The sequence below is a fragment of the Streptomyces sp. 3-6 genome, from assembly GCF_056323165.1.
The window spans coordinates 120,347-140,009 of sequence record NZ_JBWHZP010000012.1; the positions used below are offsets into that span (position 1 = coordinate 120,347).

Here is a 19,663-nt window from a genome sequence, read left to right on the forward strand (position 1 = left end):
CCGTACGTTCGAGGCATGTCTCCCGCCAGTACCGGGGCGTCCACCCTGGTGGACGCCGGTCCGAACGTTCCCTCCTCCCCGCCTCCCGCCGAGTCCCGGATGTCCCCGGGCGGCCCCGGCTACCGCCGGATGAGCCTCGCCCTCTTCCTCGCGGGAGTGGCCACCTTCGCGCTGCTGTACTCGACGCAGGCCCTGCTGCCGCTGCTCTCCGGCGACCTCGGGGTGAGCGCGGGCGACGCGAGCTGGACGGTGGCGGCGGCGACCGGCGGGCTGGCGCTGTTCGTCCTGCCGATGAGCGCCCTCTCCGAGCGCTACGGCCGGCGGACGGTCATGACGGCGTCCCTGGCCGTGGCGGTCACCCTCGGCGTGCTGGTCCCGTTCGCGCCCTCCCTCGGTGTCCTGGTGGCGCTGCGGGCGCTCCAGGGGGCCGCGCTGGCCGGCCTGCCCGCCTCCGCGACCGCGTACCTCGCGGAGGAGGTCACCCCCCGGGCCCTGGTCACCGCGATCGGGCTGTTCGTCGCGGGCAACAGCGTCGGCGGCATGAGCGGCCGGGTCCTCACCGGCTGGGTGGCGCAGGAGTGGGGCTGGCGGGTCGCCGTCGCCGTCGTCGGGGTGCTCGCGGTGGGCTGCGCGGTGGCCTTCCGGCTGCTGCTGCCCGCGCCACGGCACTTCCGTCCCGGCTCCCTGCGCCCCGGCGTGCTGGTGCGCACGGTCCGCGGCCACCTCGCGAACCCGCTGCTGCGGCGGCTGTACGCGATCGGCGCCCTGTTCATGACGGTGTTCGGCGGTGTCTACACCGTGATCGGCTACCGCCTCACCGAGGCACCGTTCTCCCTCCCGCAGGGCATCGTCGGCTCGATCTTCCTGGTCTACCTGGTCGGCACGGTGTCGGCGTCGGCGGCGGGCCGCCTGGTGAGCCGGCTCGGCCGCCGGGGCGCCCTGTACGCCGGTGGCGCGACGACCGCGGCGGGACTGCTGCTGTCCCTGGCGGACTCGCTGGCCCTGGTCCTGCTCGGCCTGGTGCTGATCACCGCGGGCTTCTTCGCCGGGCACGCGGTGGCGTCCTCCGCGGTCGGCAGGACCGCGACCCGCGGCCGGGCCCAGGCGTCGGCGCTCTACCAGTCCGCCTACTACGTCGGCTCCAGCGTCGGCAGCACGGTGGGGGCGCTGGCCTTCCACGGCACCGGCTGGGCGGGGACGGTGGGCGTCGGACTCGTCGCGGTGGCCGGCGTCGGGGCGATCACCCTGCTCGGCACGCGCGCGGCCCGGGTGGAGCGCCGGGTGGCCGCGGCGGCCTGACCGGGCGCCGGCCGCTCCCGGTCTCCTCCCCCACCCCCTCGTCCTCCTCCGTCCCGATCCCGCCGCCCGCTCGGCGCGATCCCGCTCCGACCTGCGTGTTCCCCCGCTCGCCGGGCCGTTGTCAGTGGGCTGCGGTAGCTTCCGAAGTGCTGGATGCGACGACGCACCACGGACAGGCCACAGGGGCGGGTGGACGATGACGAACGGCACGGCGACGACGGCGGACCTGGACGCCAGGCTGGAGGCCCACCGGGTCGAACTGACCGGGTACTGCTACCGGATGCTCGGCTCGTCCTTCGAGGCGGAGGACGCCGTGCAGGACACGATGGTCCGGGCCTGGCGCAGCTTCGACAGGTTCGAGGGGCGTTCCAGCCTGCGCTCCTGGCTGTACCGCATCGCGACCAACGTCTGCCTGGACATGCTCACGGCGGGCAACAAGCGGGCCCGCCCGATGGACCTCAGCGAGTCGACGCCGCTCGCGCAGGCCGCCCTGTCACCGCGACCGGACCACACCTGGCTGGAGCCGGTCCCCGACGCCCGGGTACTGCCCACCGTCCAGGACCCGGCGGAGGCGGCCGTCGCCAAGGAGTCGGTGCGGCTGGCCTTCATGGCCGCGCTCCAGCAACTGCCGCCGAAGCAGCGCGCGGTGCTGATCCTGCGGGAGGTGCTGGCATGGCGGGCGAGCGAGGTCGCCGAGCTGCTGGACACCTCCGTCGCCTCGGTGAACAGCGCGCTGCAGCGGGCCCGCGCGACGCTCGCCGAGCGGCGGCAGCCGGGGGAGGACGCGGCCGTCTCCGACCCCCTGGACGAGGAGCAGCAGAAGCTCCTGGACCGGTACATGGCCGCGTTCGAGGGGTACGACATGACGGCCCTGACCGCGCTGCTGCACGAGGACGCCATCATGACGATGCCGCCGTTCGACCTGTGGCTGACCGGAGCGGACGACATCACCGGCTTCATGACCACGATGGGCGCCGCCTGCGCCCACTCCCGCCTGCTTCCGGTCCAGGTCAACGGCCTGCCCGGGTTCGCGCAGTACAAGCCCGACCCGGAGTCCGGCGGTCACACGCCCTGGGCGGTGCAGGCCCTGGAGATCTCAGACGGGCGGATCACCGGATTCCACTGCTTCCTCGACACCCAGCGGTTCTTCCCGCTGTTCGGGCTGCCCCTCCACCTCGAAGGAGAGACCGACCAGGTCGAGCAGCACGCATAGCGCGGGATCGGGGTCGCGCAACCGGATCCGCCCGCCGGTCCTGCGGGCGAGCAGTTGCAGACGCGCGAGCAGGTTCACCGCCGCGAGACCGGGCGGCCCCAGCCCGGCCACGTCGCACACGACCACCCGGCAGCCGCCCCCTCCGCCGTCCAGCAGCGCCCGCAGCACGTCGCAGGGCTCCCGCACCCCGTCCCGGGTGACGGGGCCCCGCAGCACGAGTACGGGCGGTGTCATGGCATCCACGACCGGTAGACCCGGCGGGCGGGCGGAACTCATCGCCCCCGGGCGCGGGTCCGGCGCGGGCCCGTCCCCGAGGAAGGCGGCGGAGGCCGCGCGGGGGGCGCGGGCCGCGGCAGCGCGCCACGAGGATCACATTGACCCCGGCACGCCCGCCCCCGGAGGGTTGGCTGTATGTGCCACAGACCCCCTCCGCCCGTCGCGCCCGGTGCCGTGCTCCACCGTCAGGGGCCGCCGTGCAGGGGGTGCTGAGCGGCTTCGCGGTGATCGCCGTCGTCATCGGCGCCGGCTACCTCATCGGCCGCCGGGGCCACCTCGGACCGCACGGCAGCGAGGTGCTGACCCGGCTCGCCTTCCGGGTGGCGTCCCCCGCGCTGCTGTTCACGATCCTCGCCGGCGCCGACCTGTCGGTGGTCTTCTCCAGCCGACTGCTGGTCACGGCGCTGAGCGCGGTCGGCGTGGCCGGTGTCTTCGTGGCCGTGGGGGTGGCCCGCCGCTGGGGCGTGGCCCGCACCACCATCGGCGCCCTGTGCTCCGGTTACGTCAACGCGGGCAACCTCGGCATCCCCATCGCCGTGTACGTCCTCGGCGACGCCTCGCTGGTGGCGCCGGTCCTGCTGTTCCAGCTCGTCGGCGTCACCCCCGTCGCGCTGACCGTCCTCGACCTGGCCACCGCCGACGGCACCCGCCAGTCCCTGGCACGGCGGCTGCTGACCCCGCTGCGCAATCCGATCGCGGTGGGCTCACTGGCGGGCGTGGCGGTGTCGGCGGGCGGGCTGGAGATCCCCGGCCCGGTGATGGACCCCCTCACCCTCATCGGCAACATGGCCGTCCCGGCGGTCCTCCTCGCCTTCGGCATCTCCCTGCGCGGCAGCACCCTGCCCCTGCGCAACGGCGAGCGCGGCGCGGTACTGCTCGCCGTCGCCCTGAAGTCCTTCGTCCAGCCCGCGGTCGCCTGGGCCCTCGCGGCGGGCGTCTTCGGCCTCCGCGGCGCCCTCCTCCTCGACGTGGTCGTCACCTCCGCCCTCCCCGCCGCCCAGAACCTCTTCACCTACGCCACCAGCTACCGCGCCGGCGAGACCCTGGCCCGGGAGGCCATCCTGGTGTCGACGATCCTGTCGGTCCCGGTGCTGGTGATCGTGGCGGCGGTGCTGGGGTGAGCCCGGTCGGCACAAGGGCACCTCGCCCGCGCCCTCAGGGGGCCGGGAACTCCGCGGTGTCGCGGCTCAGCGGGGCCGGAGTGCGGGCGGCAGCGGGGCGCCGTGCACGATGTGCAGGCGGGAGACCGCCCGGGTCAGCGCCACGTAGAGGCGGTTCATGCCGCGGGCATCGGCCCCCACGACGGCCGACGGCTCGACCAGCACCACGTGGTCGTACTCCAGCCCCTTGACGGTCGAGGCCGGGACCACGGTGAGCCGCGTTCCCCCGCTGTCCGGCGCGGACACGGCGAATCCGGCCGCCGCGAGGGCCCGGTGGAGGGCGGGGGTCGTGGCGTCGTCGGCGATCACGCCGACGGATCCGTCGTGCTCCAGCGCGGTGCTCACCGCCGCGACGGTGGCGGCGACCGGGTCGGCGGACGCCTCGATCCTCACGTCCCCGTCACGGCGCAGGGAACGGACGGGCGGAAGCTCCCTGTTCAGCTGGGGCAGGAGGCGGTTGGCGAGTTCGGCCACGGCAGCCGGGACACGGAAGCCGGTGGTGAGCGGGGTGACGACGGCATCCGGTTTCCCCAGGTGGGCGAGGAACCGGGGCCAGTCGTGCGCGGCCCACGGGGTGGTGCCCTGGGCCAGGTCCCCGAGAACGGTGACGGAGCCGAAGGACGACCGGCGGGCCACGGCACGGCACTGCATGGGCGACAGGTCCTGTGCCTCGTCGACCACGATGTGCGCGTAGCCGGCGGGGCGTTCGATCAGGCCGGCGAGTTCGTCGAGGAGGACGAGGTCCGCCGCCGACCAGCGGGCCGACCCGGCCGAGCGCGGCGGCTTCCTCCAGGTGAGCACCTCCTGCTCGTCCGGCGTCAGGATTCCCTCGGCAGCGGCGGCCAGCACGCCGGGCCGGCCGAACAGGCCGGTCAGGACCTCTTCCGGCCTGACAGCGGGCCAGACGGCGTCCAGCAGGGTGGTGACCGGCCGGGCCCGGGCCACCCGGGCGACCCAGGTCCGGGAGCGTGGACCGCCACGGCGCTCGGCCTGGTGCCGGACGGCCCGGACGAGCCGGTCGCGGACCCGCTCCCGGCCCACCGCGTACAGGGGCTCCTCGGCGTGCACGTCACGGACGGTCCTCTCCAGTTCGTCGGCCGGTACCCGCCAGCGGTAGGAGCCGTCCGGCAGGACCAGCGGCTGGGCCGCTCCGGCGTTCACCCGCGCGTAGAGGGCACGGCGCAGGACCCGCGCCATGCGGGGGTCGTGCTTGAGGAGCGCTGCGGCGTCGCTGTCGCGTGCCGTGACCGGGTGGCGGGCGATCTCCTCCTCGAGGGTGGACTGCCGGACGCCGGTCTCGCCGAGTGCGGGCAGCACGGCGGAGATGTAGGAGAGGAAGGCCCGGTTGGGCCCGAGGACCAGCATGCCCCGGCGCTGGATGCGCTCCGGGTGGGTGTACAGGAGGTAGGCGGCCCGGTGCAGTCCGACCGCGGTCTTGCCGGTGCCCGGAGCCCCCTGGACACACAGGGAGGTGGAGAGGGCCGCCCGCACCAGGTCGTCCTGGTCCGGCTGGATGGTCGCGGCGATGTCCCGCATGGGGCCGACGCGCGGGCGCTCGATCTCACCGGCGACGATGTCGCTCCTGGTCTCCTCGCCCTCGGCGAGGTGCTCGTCCTCCAGCCCGGTCAGGTCCTTCGCGTCGCCGCGGCTCCCGGGCGACCAGCCGAAGCGACGCCGGACGGCGACACCGCGGGGGTCGCGGGCGCCGGCCTGGTAGAAGGCGCGCGCGACCGGGGCACGCCAGTCCACCACCAGGGGCGGTGCGGACGGATCGTGCGCCACCCGGAGCCGCCCGATGTGGTACGTCTGCCCGGCGTGGTCCCCGGCCGCCCCCGCGTCCTCGGTGAAGTCCAGCCGACCGAAGAACAGCGGTCCCTCGGGAAGATCGCGGAGTTCCTTCGCCCGGCTGCGCAGCCGGTGACCGAGCACTTCGGCGTCGGCACCGGACGCCGAGGTGTCCTCGCCGGTCACGACGTAGCGCTGCGCGCCCTCGGACATGGCCTCCAGGGCGGTTCGGCAGGTGTCGTGGTAGGCGCGTTCCCGGGCCAGGGCGTCGTCGAGGACGGAGTCGGAGCGTGTCATACTCCGAGAGTAATGTAACCGAGTCACATTTTTTACTCAGTTACATGATGGGGGCGGGCCAGGTGCGGCAGACCCGCTTCGAGCTGGGCGTGCGCGAGCTCGGCCACCGCCACGGCCTCGGGGTACAGCGCGTCCGCGTCACGCCCCGCGGTGACGCCCCGCCAGTTCTCCTGCGCGAGGACGCGCCGGACGGCGACGATCTGACCGGCGGCGAGACGCGCCCGGACGCCACCCCCGTACTCCCCGTCCAGGACCTCGGCGAGGGCCGCCTCGTCCCGCTCGACGTGGGTGTGCAGGCGGGCCACCAGGGACGGCGTCCCGTACAGGAGCCGGTGGAAGGCGAGGACGTCCGGATCGTCGTTCAGGCCGGTGACCGGGTCACGCCGGTCGAGCCCGTCCAGGAAGTGGCGCCGCAGGGCCTCCAGCGGAGACTGCCCGGCCGGGCGCCCGGCGACCACCCGGCCGGCCTCCCCCACGTGGTCGGCCAGGCGGTGCAGGACGAGATCCTCCTTGGCCGGGAAGTACCGGAAGAGCGTCGGCTTGGAGACGTCGACCGCGGCCGCGACATCGGCGACGGTCACCTGCTCGTACCCGCGTTCCAGGAAGAGTCCGATGGCCGTGTCCGACAGCCGACAGTACATCTGCCGTTTCTTGCGCTCGCGCAGCCCGCCCTCGTCGCCCATGCCACGCAGCCTACGCAGCGTCCGTCGGCACTCCGCCCCGCCTCCCGGCCCGCGTCACGGCCCCGTGCCGCCCGCGCCCTCAGGGGGCCGGGAACTCCGCGGTGTCGATCACGAGGTCGAAGGGGGCGGGGAGCTTCAGCGGCTCACCGAACTTTGCCGTGAGCAGGGGCCGGTAGACGTCGCCCTCGGGGTCGCCGTAGAGGGTCGCGGCCGGTCCCTCGGGGGCCCAGCGGTCGACCAGGAGGAACAGCGGGATGCCGGCGGCGGCGTAGGCGGCGGGCTTGCTGACGCGGTCGTGGCGGGCGTTGGACTTGGAGGTGACCTCGACGACCAGTTCCGCCAGAGCGGCGGGGATATGAGTGTCCGACTCCGTGTGCTCACGCCGCGGAGCCACCACGAGGTCCGGAATCAGCATGCCGAGCCGGGACGGCACGGCGATGGCCAGCGTCTGAAAGATCCCCATGTCTTCGGAGATCACGGAATAGAGGCGACGCTGAATACTCTCCGCGATGAGATTGTGGCGGAAAGCGGGAGCAGGTGACACGGTGACGATCCCCTCGATGATCTCCACCCTGCTGCCCTCGGGCCATTCCGTCTCCTCCCAGAACCGGACGAGGTCGTCCCAGCTCTGTTCGGGGTCCTGGCTCACGGTGAGTGCGCTCATGGCGGTCTCCTTCGGTGCGTCACCGAGTACAGCATGCCGAAACGGGACCGGTGGGGTCCACCGGTCCCGTTCACCCGATCGGGGAAAGCGCAGGTCAGGCGATACGTTCCAGCACCACGGGGGTGGGCGTGAAGCCGGTGCCGGGGGCGGCGATGTCGTAGGAACCGTCGAGGGCCGTGAGGGCGTAGTCGAAGCGGTCCGGGGTGTCGGTGTGGAGGGTGAGGAGGGGCTGGCCCTCGGTCACCTCGTCGCCGGGGCGGGCATGGAGCTCGACGCCGGCGCCGGCCTGCACCGGGTCCTCCTTGCGGGCGCGGCCCGCGCCGAGGCGCCAGGCGGCGACGCCGATATCGTAGGCGTCGAGGCGGGTCAGGACGCCGGAGGAGGGTGCCTTGACGACGTGCTGCTCGCGGGCGACGGGGAGGTCGGCGTCCGGGTCGCCGCCCTGGGCGGCGATCATGCGGCGCCAGACGTCCATCGCGGAGCCGTCGGCCAGGGCCTTCGCCGGGTCGGCGTCCTTGAGGCCCGCCGCGTCGAGCATCTCGCGGGCCAGGGCGAGGGTCAGCTCGACGACGTCGGCGGGGCCGCCGCCGGCGAGGACCTCGACCGACTCGCGGACCTCCAGGGCGTTGCCGGCGGTCAGGCCGAGGGGGGTGGACATGTCGGTGAGGAGGGCGACCGTCCTCACCCCGGAGTCGGTGCCGAGGCCGACCATGGTGCGGGCGAGTTCGCGGGCGTCGTCGAGGGTCTTCATGAAGGCGCCGGTGCCGACCTTCACGTCCAGGACCAGGGAGCCGGTGCCCTCGGCGATCTTCTTGGACATGATGGAGGAGGCGATCAGCGGGATGGCCTCGACGGTGCCGGTGACGTCGCGGAGCGCGTAGAGCTTCTTGTCGGCGGGGGCGAGGCCGTCGCCGGCCGCGCAGATGACGGCGCCGGTGGTGTCCAGGACGTCCAGCATCTCCTCGTTGGAGAGCAGGGCGCGCCAGCCGGGGATGGACTCCAGCTTGTCGAGGGTGCCGCCGGTGTGGCCGAGGCCGCGGCCGGAGAGCTGGGGGACGGCCGCGCCGCAGGCGGCGACGAGGGGGGCCAGCGGGAGGGTGATCTTGTCGCCGACGCCGCCGGTGGAGTGCTTGTCGGCGGTGGGGCGGGACAGCGAGGAGAAGTCCATGCGCTCGCCGGAGGCGATCATCGCCGCCGTCCAGCGGGAGATCTCGCGCCGGTTCATGCCGTTGAGGAGGATCGCCATGGCGAGCGCCGACATCTGCTCGTCGGCCACCTCCCCGCGGGTGTAGGCGTCGATGACCCAGTCGATCTGCTCGTCGGTGAGTTCGGCGCGGTCCCGCTTGGTGCGGATGACGGAGATGGCGTCCATGGCCATGCTGGCGTTCCTTCCGGGGTGCGAAGGGTGCGGCCCCCTCGGGCGACGGTACCGGCCGTCGCTCTCGGGGGCCGCTGGGCGTTACTTGGTGAGGTGCTGCGGGCCGAAGGGCTGGGGCAGCATCTCCGACAGCGGCCGGATGCCCGCCGGGGTCTCCAGCAGCAGGTCCGGGCCGCCGAACTCGTACAGCAGCTGCCGGCAGCGGCCGCACGGGACGAGGATCTCGCCCCGGCCGTCCACGCAGGTGAAGTGCGTGAGCCGGCCGCCTCCGGTGCGTTGCAGCTCGGAGACCAGCCCGCACTCGGCGCACAGGCCGAGTCCGTAGCTGGCGTTCTCCACGTTGCAGCCGGAGACGGTGCGCCCGTCGTCGACGAGGGCGGCGACGCCGACCGGGTAGCCCGAGTAGGGCACGTAGGCGTGGGTCATCGCCTCGCGGGCGAGGGACCGCAGCGCCTCCCAGTCGGCGTCCGCCGGGGCCGGGGTCACTTGCCCTGTCCCTTCCGGTACGGCATGCCGTTCGCCCTGGGCATCCGCAGCCGTTGCGCGGACAGGGCGAGGACGACCAGGGTGATGACGTACGGCGTGGCCGCGACGACCTGGTTGGGGACCTCGTTGGTGCCGGCGTACCAGGCGTAGACGAGGGCGCCGATGACCAGGGTGATCGCCGCGTGGACGTACTTCTTGCGGATCGCCAGCCAGATCGCGCCGATGACCAGCAGCAGGGCGCCGAGCAGCAGCAGGGCGTGCACGTTGGCGGAGCCGCCGCGCAGGTTGAGGCTGTCGGTGTAGCCGAAGAGGCCGGCGCCGATGGCGAGGCCGCCCGGCATCCAGTTGCCGAAGATCATCGCGGCGAGGCCGATGTAGCCGCGTCCGCTGGTCTGGCCCTCCAGGTAGAAGGGGTTGGCGACGATGGACAGGAAGACACCGCCGAGGCCGGCCAGGGCTCCGGAGATGATCACGGCCAGGTACTTGTACTTGTAGACGTTGACGCCGAGGGACTCGGCCGCGATCGGGTTCTCACCGCAGGAGCGCAGGCGCAGGCCGAACGGGGTGCGCCACAGGATGTACCAGGTGGCCGGGACGAGCGCGACGGCGATCAGGGTCAGCCAGGACACGTTGGTGACCAGGCCGCCCAGCAGTCCCGCGATGTCCGAGACGAAGAACCAGCCCTTGTCGTTGAGGTCCCGCAGGGCGTCGGAGAGCCCTGGCACCGTGAAGCTGCCGAGCGACTCGACGGCCGGGGACTGCTTGGCGGAGCCGCCCTGGTGGCCCTCGAAGGCCAGCGGGGCGAGGTAGCGGGTGGCGCCGAGGGCGAGGATGTTGATCGCCACACCGGAGACGATGTGGTTGACGTTGAAGGTGACGGTGACGAGGGCGTGCAGCAGGCCGCCGAGCGCGCCGCCGATGAGGCCGACGAGGACGCCGGTCCACGGGCCCCACTGGAACCCGGCCCAGGCACCGAACCAGGTGCCGAGGATCATCATGCCTTCGAGGCCGATGTTGACGACGCCCGCGCGTTCCGCCCACAGACCGCCGAGGCCGGCGAGGCCGATCGGGACGGCGAGCTGGAGGGCGGTGGACATCTGGCTGACGTTGGTGATGCCGTTGGCGCCGGTGATCAGGCGGACGATCGAGGTCAGCGCCAGGGCTCCGGCGATGACCAGGAGCAGCACCGGCAGCGACATGCGGCGGCCGGTCGGCGCCGTGGGCTGCAGCGAGGGCTGGTTGACGTCGGTCGCTGTGGTCGGAGCAGTCATCGGCCGGCCACCTCCTTCGTGTTGTTGTCGGCGCCCAGGACGTGGCCCGCGGCGAGCTCCGCGCCGACCCGGCGCTGCTGGCGGCGCAGGCCCCACTCGCGGACGGCCTCGTAGGAGACGACGACCGAGAGGACGATCAGGCCCTGCATGATGACCGCGATCTCCTTGTCGTAGCCGTGGAAGTCCAGCTCGGGGGACGCCTTGTCGAGCCAGGCCCACAGCACGGCGGCGAAGGCGATGCCGACCGGGCTGTTGCGGCCGAGCAGGGCGATGCCGATGCCGAGGAAGCCGATGCCGGTGGGGAAGTTGAGGCTGTAGGTGTGGGTGTCGCCGAGCAGGATCGGCAGGCCGGCGAGTCCGGCGATGGCGCCGGAGAGCAGCATGGCGGTGAGGACCATGCGCTTGGGGCTGACCCCGCTGGCCGCGGCGGCGGACTCGGAGGCGCCGGAGGCGCGCAGGTCGAAGCCGAACCGGGTGCGGTTGAGGACCACCCAGTAGCCGATGCCGAGGATCACGGCGAGGAGGACCAGGCCGTAGATCTCGCCCGCGTCGCCCATGTCGATGCCGGGAACCCAGCCGGACTCGGCCATCTCGCCGGTGGTGTTGTTGTTGCCGACCTTGACGCCGAAGACGCTGGGCAGCCACAGGTAGCCGATGACCGCGGTGGCGATGGCGTTGAGCATGATCGTCGCGACGACCTCGCTGACGCCGCGGGTGACCTTCAGGACGCCGGCGATGCCGGACCAGAAGGCGCCGGTGCACACGGCGGTCAGCAGCAGCAGCGGGATCTGCACGACGGCCGGCAGGTCGGCGTGGGCGCCGACGATGGCGGCCATCATGGCGGCGAGCTGGTACTGGCCGTCGACGCCGATGTTGAACAGGTTCATCCGGAAGCCGATGGCCACCGCCAGGGCGGCGATGTAGTACATCGACGCCTGGTTGATGATCAGGACCTGGATGTCCGAGTACGTCGCCTGCTGGAACATCAGGGCGAACGGCTCGGTGGGGTTCTTGCCGGAGGCGAGCAGCACGATCGCGCTCAGCACGAAGGCCACGGCCAGCGCGATGACCGGTCCGGCCACCGCGAGGAGTACGCGCTCCTTGTCGAACTTCTTCATCAGCGGGCCTCGTCTTCCGGAGACTCGGGGGCGTCGGCCGAGGTCTCGGGGGTCTCTTCGTGTTCGAGGTGGCCGGTGGCGGCACCGGTCATGGCGGTGCCGAGTTCCTCCGGGGTGACGGTCGCGGGGTCGGCGTCCGCGACCAGCTTGCCGTCGTAGATCACCCGCAGCGTGTCGGACAGGCCGATCAGCTCGTCGAGGTCGGCCGAGATCAGCAGGACGGCCAGTCCCTCCCGGCGGGCCTCGCGGATGTGGTCCCAGATGGCGGCCTGCGCGCCGACGTCCACACCGCGGGTGGGGTGGGCGGCGATCAGGAAGCGCGGCTTGTGGCTCATCTCGCGGCCGACGATCAGCTTCTGCTGGTTGCCGCCGGACAGGGAGGCCGCGGTGACGTCGATGCCCGGGGTGCGGACGTCGTACGTCGTGACGATGCGGCGGGTGTCCTCCTGCGCGGCCTTGGGGTCCAGCCAGATGCCCTTGGCGTTGGGCTTCTCGGTGACGTGGCCGAGGATGCGGTTCTCCCAGAGGGGCGCCTCCAGGAGCAGGCCGTGGCGGTGGCGGTCCTCGGGGATGTAGCCGATGCCCTCCTCGCGCCGCTTCCGGGTGCTCCAGGCGGTGATCTCCTCGTCGGCGAGCCGGATGACGCCGGAGTCGGCGGCCCGCAGGCCGATCAGCGCGTCGACGAGTTCGGTCTGGCCGTTGCCCTCCACGCCGGCGATGCCCAGGATCTCGCCCTCGTGGATGGTGAAGGTGATGTCGTCGAGCAGGGCCTTGCCGCCCGGGGCGGCCAGCCGGAGCTTGTCGACGGTGATGACGGGACGGTCGGTGACCGTCGACTCGCCCTTCTCCGGGCTGGGCAGCTCGCTGCCGACCATCATCTCCGCGAGCTGCTTGGAGGTGGTCTCGGCGGGCACCGCGGTGCCGACAGTGGTGCCGCGGCGGATGACGGTGATCTCGTCGGCGACGGAGAGGACCTCGCCCAGCTTGTGGGAGATGAAGATGACGGACAGGCCCTCGGACTTCAGCTCGCGGAGGTTGTCGAAGAGGGCGTCCACCTCCTGCGGGACCAGGACGGCGGTGGGCTCGTCGAGGATCAGGGTGGTCGCGCCGCGGTAGAGGACCTTGAGGATCTCCACGCGCTGGCGGGCGGCGACGCCGAGTTCCTCGACCAGGACGTCGGGGCGCACGTCCAGGCCGTAGCGCTCGGAGAGATCCTTGATCTTGCGGCGGGCCCGGGCGCCGATGCCGTACAGCTTCTCGCTGCCGAGCACGACGTTCTCGAGGACGGTGAGGTTGTCGGCGAGCATGAAGTGCTGGTGCACCATGCCGATGCCGCGCGCGATGGCGTCGGCGGGTGAGCCGAAGGTGACCTGCTCGCCGTCGACGGCGATGGTGCCCTCGTCCGGCTTCTGCATGCCGTAGAGGATCTTCATCAGGGTCGACTTGCCGGCGCCGTTCTCGCCCACCAGGGCATGGACGGTGCCCTTGCGGACAGTCAGGTGGATGTCGTGGTTGGCCACGACGCCGGGGAAACGCTTGGTGATCCCGGCGAGCTCGACGGCGGTCTGACCGTTGACCGCCGCTCCGGCCGGAGGGCTGCTGGACGCTTTGATGGCGCACTCTCCTGGGGACGGGGGCCGTCTACGCGCGTAGCGCCCCTACGGCATACAAAGGGGTGGCGCACCGAACCCACGGGGTGCGGAGAGCCTGGCTCCCCGCACCCCGTGGCGCGGACGCAACCCCGGAGTCACACGCTGCTCAGGGTCGTTCGGAGGGGGTGTCAGCTGGACTTGACCTTGATCTCGCCGCTGATGATCTTCTCCTTGGCCTTCTCGATGGCTGCCTGGAGCTCGGCGTCGTCCGCGAACTTCGGGTTGGAGTTCGACAGGCTCACCTCACCCGACTTCAGATCGCCCTTGACGATACCGGTCGCGGGCTTGCCGTCCTCGACCGACTGCGCCAGGTTGTACACCGCCTTGGCGACGTCCTTCATCGCCGAGGTGAGGATCGAGTCCTTGTACTTGGCGAGGGCTTCCTGCTTGTACTGGTCGGAGTCGACACCGATCGCCCACACCTTGTTGGCGGCGGCGGCCTCGATGACGCCCTGACCGGACAGACCGGCCGCCGCGTAGACGACGTCGGCCTTCTTCTCGATCTGGCCCTCGGCGGCGCTCTTGCCCTTGTCGGGGCTGGAGAAGCCGCCCTCCTCCGCGGTCTGGGTCAGGAACTGCGAGATGACCTTGACCTTGGGGTCGGTGTCCTTGACGCCCTGCTCGAAGCCCGCGCGGAACTTGTGGATGAGCGGGATGTCCACGCCGCCGATGAAGCCGACGACGTCCGTCTCGGTGGTCTCCGCGGCGGCGACGCCGGCCAGGTAGGACGCCTCCTCCTCGGAGAAGACCAGGTCGGCGACGTTGTCGGCCTCGACGGTGGCGTCGTCGACGATGCCGAAGGTGGTGTCCGGGAACTTCTCCGCGGCGCCCTTGACGGCGGAGGCGTACGCGTAGCCCACGCCGATGACGGGGTCGTAGCCCTGCTTGGCCAGGGAGACCAGGCGCTGCTCCTTGTCCGCGTCCGTCTCGCCGTCGGTGGGCTCGACGTCGGCGGTCTTGTAGCCGAACTCGTCCTTGGCCTTCTTCAGGCCCGCGTAGGCGGCGTCGTTGAAGGACTGGTCGCCACGACCGCCGACGTCGTACGCGATGGCCAGGCCCTTGTCCTCCTTCGACCCGGAGGAGTCCGAGGAGGAGGACGTCGAGGTGCCGCCGCAGGCGGAGAGGGCGAGGGCCAGGGAGGCGGTCGCTGCGCCTGCGACCGTGATCCGGGAAATCCGGCGCATGATGTGGTGCTCCTGTCGTACAAAGCGCCGGACGGTATCAGCAACGGCGCTGGCTTCGCCGCAGATTAACGCGCGTAGACCTGCCTGAAAACCCCTTCTGTCCACCTTGTTATGCGCCCGTGGCCAAGCAGCCGTGCGCGCTGGTCACGGCGTTGCCGACTGCGAAGAGGAGGTGGCCCTGGGTGATGTGAGGGCGGCCACTGCGGACACGTGGCAGCGGGCGGGGCATGTGTGCGGCGCGGACAGGGGAAGGGGTGGGGGCACGTGGGCGGCCCACATGCGGGAGCGGGCGGGGGACTCTGTGCCGCCCCCACGGGAGCAGGCGGCGGAACGTCTGCCGCGCCCACGCGGGAGCGGGCCGGGCACGTGTGCCGCCCGGACAGAGGGAGCGGGGGGCGGAACATGTACCGCCCACACGCGGGAGCGGGCGGGGCACCTGTGCCGCCGGACATGCGAGCGGGCGGGGGCACGTGTGCCGCCCGCCCGCTCCCACGGATCGGATCCGGTCGCCGCCGGTCCGGCGGCGGGGTGCCTCCCGGACACCCCGCGCACGGCCGGCGCCGGCCGCTACTCCGTCTTGACGGTGATCGTCCCGTCGACGATGCCCTCCTTGGCCTTGGCCACGGCATCGGTCAGGCCCGGGACCTCGGCCATCTTCGGGTTGCTGTCGGACAGGCCGACCCCGTCCACCTTGAGGTCGAAGACCTGGGTGCCGGTCAGCGGCTTGTCCTCCTCCACGGACTTGGCCAGCGCGTAGACCGCGCCGCCGACGTCCTTCAGGGCGGAGGTGAGGATGTAGTCCTTGTAGGACGCCAGAGCCTCCTGCTTGTACTGGTCGGAGTCGACGCCGATCGCCCAGACCTTCGCCTTGGCGGCGGCCTCGATCACGCCCTGACCGGACAGGCCGGCGGCCTGGTAGATGACGTCGGCCTTCTTCTCGATCTGCCCCTCGGCGGCGGCCTTGCCCTTGTCGGGGCTGGAGAAGCCGCCCTCCTCGGCCGTCTGCGTCAGGTACTGGGCGATCACGCGGACCTTGGGGTCGGTGGCCTTGACGCCCTGCTGGAAGCCGGCCTCGAACTTGTGGATCAGGGGGATGTCCACACCGCCCACGAAGCCGACGACATCGGTCTTGGTGGCCTTGGCCGCGGCGACACCGGCGAGGTAGGACGCCTGCTCCTCGGCGAAGACCAGGGAGGCCACGTTGTCGCCCTCGACCACGGAGTCGACGATGCCGAAGGTGGTCTTCGGGTACTTCGCGGCGACCGCCTCCATCGCCGGACCGTAGGCGAACCCGACGCCGATGACGGGGTTGTAGCCCTGCTTGGCCAGCGAGGACAGGCGCTGCTCCTTGTCCGCGTCCGTCTCGCCCTCGGTGGGCTCGACGTCGGCGGTCTTGTAACCGAACTCCTTCTGGGCCTTCACCAGACCCGCGTAGGCGGCGTCGTTGAAGGACTGGTCGCCCTTGCCGCCGATGTCGTAGGCGATGGCGAGACCGAGGTCCTCCTTGGTGCTGCCGCCGCTGTCGCCGTTGTCACTGCTGGTGCCGCCGCAGGCCGTGGCGGCGAGTGCGAGCGACGCGACCCCCACCGCGACGCGAGTCAGTTTCGATGTCCGACGCATCTGAAGTTCCCCATTCTCCAAAGCCCCGCAGCGGGTGCTCGGTTCGGCGCACATTAACGCGCGTAGACACTCCTGGGAACGGGATTCGACGGCGCCGTTATCCATTCGTGCCGCTGGCCGGTTGCGCCCTGGTGGGCCGGAGGGACCGCCGGGGCGGAAGGGGGCGGAACCGGTCAGGCGCGCATGCCTGACGGCACGGCACCACGCTGCCCCTCCCCCGCCCCGGCCGCAACCGGAACGGGCGGACGGGGGACGGGTGGGGCCTGTGAGGTTGACGGGGCCGGATGGGTCCGTGGGGCCGGAGCGGGGCGGAGGGTCCAGAAGGGGCCACGTGCGGTGGCGCCGAGGTCCGGGCCGGGGCACCGTGTCCGCCCGCGCCGGGGAACGGGTCCGGTGCCGGGACCGGTTCCCCGGTGCCGACGGGGACCGGGCCCCGTACGGCGGGACCGAACTGGCCTGTGCCCTCCCGTCGTTGCGGCCGGCGCGGTGGGCGCCAGGTGGCCGGCGACCACGGTGCGGTGGGTGATGCGGTGGCCGTGGGCGGTGCCTGCCGGGGTGCCGGCAGTGGCTGCGGTGGTGCGGTGGGTGTCCAGCGGGGCGTGAGGGACGCTCCTGGGGCGTGAGTGACACTCAGAAAGCTTCCCCGGGTGATCGCGTGCCTTCACGTCCGCACCCGGCACCGCGCCGGTGCGCGGACGTCCCGGGCATCGGGCCACGGGTGCGGTTCGAGGCCCTTCCAGGCCCTCCCCGCGCTCGTTCCCGCCGCGCACTTGATCTGGAGCGCGCTCCAGATCCCAGGATGAGGCGCATGGACATCGACACCACCGGCACCACTCCCACGGCCGCGCCCCGGATCGTTCTCGGGACGATGGACTTCGGCACCCGCGTCGCACAGGACGACGCCTTCGCGATCCTCGACGCCTTCGTCGACGGGGGCGGCGTCTGGCTCGACACCGCGAACTGCTACTCCTTCTGGGTCGATCCGAGGGGCGTCGGCGGTGCCAGTGAGCGGGTCATCGGCGCGTGGCTCCGGTCCCGTCCCGGCGCGCGGGACGCGGTGCGGATCGCGACGAAGGTCCGGCAGAACCCGCTCGTTCCGCACGACTGGCCCCGGAGCGCCGAAGGGCTGTCGGCCCCCGCCGTGCGCAAGGGGGTCGAGGGGAGCCTGGAGCGTCTCGGGGTCGACCACGTCGATCTCCTCTGGGCACACGCCGAGGACCGTTCGGTGCCCTTGGAGGAGACCGTCGGCGCCTTCGGCGAGCTGGTCACCGAAGGGACGGCTCTGCGCGTCGGGGCGGCGAACCATCCGGCCTGGCGCGTGTCGCGCGCCCGGTCACTCGCCCGGGAGCACGGCGTGGAGCCGTGGACGGCCCTGCAGTTGCGCCACTCCCTCGTCCAGCCGCGCCCGCTCACCGCGCTCCCGGAGAGCGGCCACCGCCTGCTCACCGACGAGGACCTGGACCTCGCACGGTCGGAAGGACTCACCGTGTGGTCGTACAGCTCGCTGATGTGGGGTTCCTACGTGCGCGCGGACAAGCCGCTCCCCCACGCCTATGATCACCCCGGTACCACCCGGGTGCTCGCGGTCCTGGACGACGTGGCCGGCGACCTCGGCGCCACCCGGAACCAGGTCGTCCTCGCCTGGCTGACGCGGCTGGGCATCGACCCCATCGTCGGCGTGAGCCGGGTGGAGCAGGTCGAGGAGGTGCTCGCCGCGCACCGGGTGCGGCTGGGCGACGAGCACTTGGCGCGCTTCGCCGAAGCCCGGTGACGACGGTCGGACAAGGAGTCCCGTGACCACCAGCCTCACCCCCGCGGCAGCGGCCGACCGCACCGGTGTCTCCCTCGACACACTGCGCTACTACGAGCGCGAGGGACTGATCGGGCCGATCCGGCGCTCCCCGGGCGGGCGCCGGGAGTACACCGAGGACGACATCTTCTGGATCGGCCTGGTCACCTGCCTGCGGGACGCCGGGCTCGGCATCGCGGACCTGCGGGCGTTCGTCGCCATCCTGCGCACCGAGCACTCGGCGCGGGACCGGGTGGCCTTCCTCCGCGCGCACCGTACCGCCCTGGAGCAGCGGGTGGCGGCACTGCGCCGGGCCCTGGAGGTGCTCGACGACAAGATCGCCTACTACAGCTGAGGGGCGGGGCCCCCGGGTGGCGGAGCCGGGCGGGGAACCCGGCTCCACCCCGAGGGGGCCGGGGGTCGGGGCCGGAAGGCGGAGCCCCCGCCGGGCGAGCACGTGTCCGGGCGGGGCCCCGACCCCGGGCCCTTCCTAGCGGAGCGTGTCCAGCAGGGCGGCGGCGGTGAAGAGTTCCACGCCCACGGTGATGGCGTGCTCGTCGACGTCGAAGTCGCCCTGGTGCAGGTCGCGCACCGTGCGCTCGCCCGGGGTGCGCACGCCGAGGCGGGCCATCGCGCCGGGGACGTGCTGCAGGTACCAGGAGAAGTCCTCGCCGCCCAGGCTCTGTTCGGTGCCCTCGACGGACTCCGGTCCGCGCCGCGCGATCATGGCGTCACGCAGCAGTTCGGTGACCCCGGCCTCGTTGACGACCGGGGGCACGCCGCGCACGTAGGAGATCTCCGACTTGGCCCGGTGCAGGTTGGCGACCTCGTCGATGGCGGCGACCACGATGTCGGCGGCCTGCCGCCAGGTCTCCAGGTCCAGGCAGCGCACGGTGCCGGACAGCTCGGCGTGCTGCGGGATCACGTTGGGCGCGTGGCCGGACTCGACGCGGCCCCAGGTGACGGCGAGACCGCTGCGGGAGTCGACGCGCCGGCCGACCAGGGCGGGCACGTCGGTGACGACCCGCGCGGCGGCGGTGACCAGGTCGGTGGTCAGGTGCGGGCGGGCGGTGTGGCCGCCGGGGCCGTCGAGGGAGATCTCCAGCCGGTCGCACGCCGAGGTGATCGGCCCCTGGCGCAGGCCGATCCGGCCCGCGTCGACACGCGGGTCGCAGTGCACGGCGATGATCCGGCCGACGCCCTCGAGCGCGCCGTCCGCGATGACGTCGGAGGCACCGCCCGGCAGCACCTCCTCGGCGGGCTGGAAGATCAGCCGCACCGGGCGGGCCAGCAGCCCCTGCCGGTGCAGGTCGGCCAGGATCAGGCCGGCGCCCAGCACCACGGTGGTGTGCACGTCGTGGCCGCAGGCGTGCGCGCGGTCGGGCACGGTGGAGCGGTACGGGCAGTCGGCCTTCATGTCGGGGATGGGCAGGCCGTCGATGTCGGCCCGCATGGCGAGCACCGCCCGGTCCGAGCCGGGGATCTCGCCCACTCCGACGTCACAGATCAGCCCGGTCCCGCCGGAGAGCACCCGCGGCCGGAGACCGGCGCGCTCGAGCCGCTCCTTGATCGCCGCGGTGGTGCGGAACTCCTGGTGGCCGAGTTCCGGGTGCCGGTGCAGGTCGCGGCGGAACAGTACGAGCTCGGCGCGGAGCTCCTCGGACAGCGCGCCGGGAAGCACCGCTCCGCCGGCGAGTTCGATCTCGGACTCCAGTGACATCAGTGGCTTCACCCTTTGAAGAGTAGGGCGCCCGTGACCTCGACCGGTGCTCGATCAAGAAAAATCAG

Annotated in this window: 17 protein-coding genes; 5 read left to right on the forward strand and 12 right to left on the reverse strand. The window is 72.4% G+C overall.

Annotated elements, in window-relative coordinates:
- Positions 1–15: 15 nt before the first annotated feature.
- Together AC02VZ_RS17425 and AC02VZ_RS17430 are read left to right on the forward strand one after the other, a co-directional pair.
- A complete protein-coding gene (locus AC02VZ_RS17425; protein ID WP_476475807.1) occupies positions 16–1,299 on the forward strand; it encodes an MFS transporter in 1,284 nt (427 codons plus the stop codon).
- Between the two features lie 196 nt (positions 1,300–1,495).
- Positions 1,496–2,512, forward strand: a complete 1,017-nt coding sequence (locus tag AC02VZ_RS17430) for a sigma-70 family RNA polymerase sigma factor (RefSeq protein WP_432056942.1) — start codon at positions 1,496–1,498, stop codon at positions 2,510–2,512.
- Here AC02VZ_RS17430 and AC02VZ_RS17435 read toward each other — a convergent pair.
- Entirely contained in the window at positions 2,396–2,788 is a 393-nt protein-coding gene (locus AC02VZ_RS17435) for an STAS domain-containing protein (RefSeq protein WP_432056943.1), read from the reverse strand. The two genes, AC02VZ_RS17430 and AC02VZ_RS17435, sit on opposite strands and share 117 nt — an antisense overlap.
- 197 nt (positions 2,789–2,985) lie before the next feature.
- Between AC02VZ_RS17435 and AC02VZ_RS17440 the strand changes: the two genes are divergently transcribed.
- On the forward strand, positions 2,986–3,909 hold the full coding sequence (locus AC02VZ_RS17440) for an AEC family transporter (protein ID WP_476475808.1): 924 nt from the start codon (positions 2,986–2,988) through the stop codon (positions 3,907–3,909).
- Between the two features lie 66 nt (positions 3,910–3,975).
- Here the strand turns inward: AC02VZ_RS17440 and AC02VZ_RS17445 are convergent, their stop codons facing one another.
- The 10 genes from AC02VZ_RS17445 to AC02VZ_RS17490 form a co-directional block, all read right to left on the reverse strand.
- Positions 3,976–6,030, reverse strand: coding sequence for a HelD family protein (locus AC02VZ_RS17445; protein WP_476475809.1), 2,055 nt, complete (start codon positions 6,028–6,030; stop codon positions 3,976–3,978).
- Between the two features lie 32 nt (positions 6,031–6,062).
- The gene (locus AC02VZ_RS17450) at positions 6,063–6,713 is read right to left on the reverse strand and encodes a TetR/AcrR family transcriptional regulator (protein WP_476475810.1); all 651 of its coding nucleotides are present in this window, start codon (positions 6,711–6,713) and stop codon (positions 6,063–6,065) included.
- A gap of 79 nt (positions 6,714–6,792) precedes the next feature.
- Entirely contained in the window at positions 6,793–7,377 is a 585-nt protein-coding gene (locus tag AC02VZ_RS17455) for a Uma2 family endonuclease (RefSeq protein WP_432056947.1), read from the reverse strand.
- Between the two features lie 94 nt (positions 7,378–7,471).
- Positions 7,472–8,749 (reverse strand): thymidine phosphorylase, encoded by a 1,278-nt coding sequence (locus AC02VZ_RS17460; protein ID WP_432056963.1) that lies wholly within the window; start codon positions 8,747–8,749, stop codon positions 7,472–7,474.
- An 87-nt stretch (positions 8,750–8,836) separates the two neighbouring features.
- Positions 8,837–9,241 (reverse strand): cytidine deaminase, encoded by a 405-nt coding sequence (locus AC02VZ_RS17465; protein WP_432056948.1) that lies wholly within the window; start codon positions 9,239–9,241, stop codon positions 8,837–8,839.
- Positions 9,238–10,512, reverse strand: a complete 1,275-nt coding sequence (locus AC02VZ_RS17470) for an ABC transporter permease (RefSeq protein WP_432056949.1) — start codon at positions 10,510–10,512, stop codon at positions 9,238–9,240. The genes AC02VZ_RS17465 and AC02VZ_RS17470 overlap by 4 nt, the downstream gene beginning before the upstream one ends.
- On the reverse strand, positions 10,509–11,630 hold the full coding sequence (locus AC02VZ_RS17475) for an ABC transporter permease (protein WP_432056950.1): 1,122 nt from the start codon (positions 11,628–11,630) through the stop codon (positions 10,509–10,511). Before AC02VZ_RS17475 ends, AC02VZ_RS17470 begins: the two co-directional genes overlap by 4 nt.
- Entirely contained in the window at positions 11,630–13,243 is a 1,614-nt protein-coding gene (locus tag AC02VZ_RS17480; protein ID WP_432056964.1) for an ABC transporter ATP-binding protein, read from the reverse strand. The genes AC02VZ_RS17475 and AC02VZ_RS17480 overlap by 1 nt, the downstream gene beginning before the upstream one ends.
- 167 nt (positions 13,244–13,410) lie before the next feature.
- A complete protein-coding gene (locus AC02VZ_RS17485; protein WP_432056951.1) occupies positions 13,411–14,466 on the reverse strand; it encodes a BMP family lipoprotein in 1,056 nt (351 codons plus the stop codon).
- 567 nt (positions 14,467–15,033) lie between these two features.
- Positions 15,034–16,086, reverse strand: a complete 1,053-nt coding sequence (locus AC02VZ_RS17490) for a BMP family lipoprotein (RefSeq protein WP_432056952.1) — start codon at positions 16,084–16,086, stop codon at positions 15,034–15,036.
- A gap of 808 nt (positions 16,087–16,894) precedes the next feature.
- Between AC02VZ_RS17490 and AC02VZ_RS17495 the strand changes: the two genes are divergently transcribed.
- Together AC02VZ_RS17495 and AC02VZ_RS17500 are read left to right on the forward strand one after the other, a co-directional pair.
- Positions 16,895–17,857 carry an aldo/keto reductase gene (locus AC02VZ_RS17495; protein WP_432056953.1) on the forward strand — a complete coding sequence of 321 codons (963 nt, stop codon included), beginning with the start codon at positions 16,895–16,897 and terminating at the stop codon, positions 17,855–17,857.
- A 22-nt stretch (positions 17,858–17,879) separates the two neighbouring features.
- Positions 17,880–18,230 (forward strand): MerR family transcriptional regulator, encoded by a 351-nt coding sequence (locus AC02VZ_RS17500; RefSeq protein WP_432056954.1) that lies wholly within the window; start codon positions 17,880–17,882, stop codon positions 18,228–18,230.
- Between the two features lie 135 nt (positions 18,231–18,365).
- Here the strand turns inward: AC02VZ_RS17500 and AC02VZ_RS17505 are convergent, their stop codons facing one another.
- Positions 18,366–19,595 carry an amidohydrolase gene (locus tag AC02VZ_RS17505; RefSeq protein WP_476475824.1) on the reverse strand — a complete coding sequence of 410 codons (1,230 nt, stop codon included), beginning with the start codon at positions 19,593–19,595 and terminating at the stop codon, positions 18,366–18,368.
- Positions 19,596–19,663: the final 68 nt, after the last annotated feature.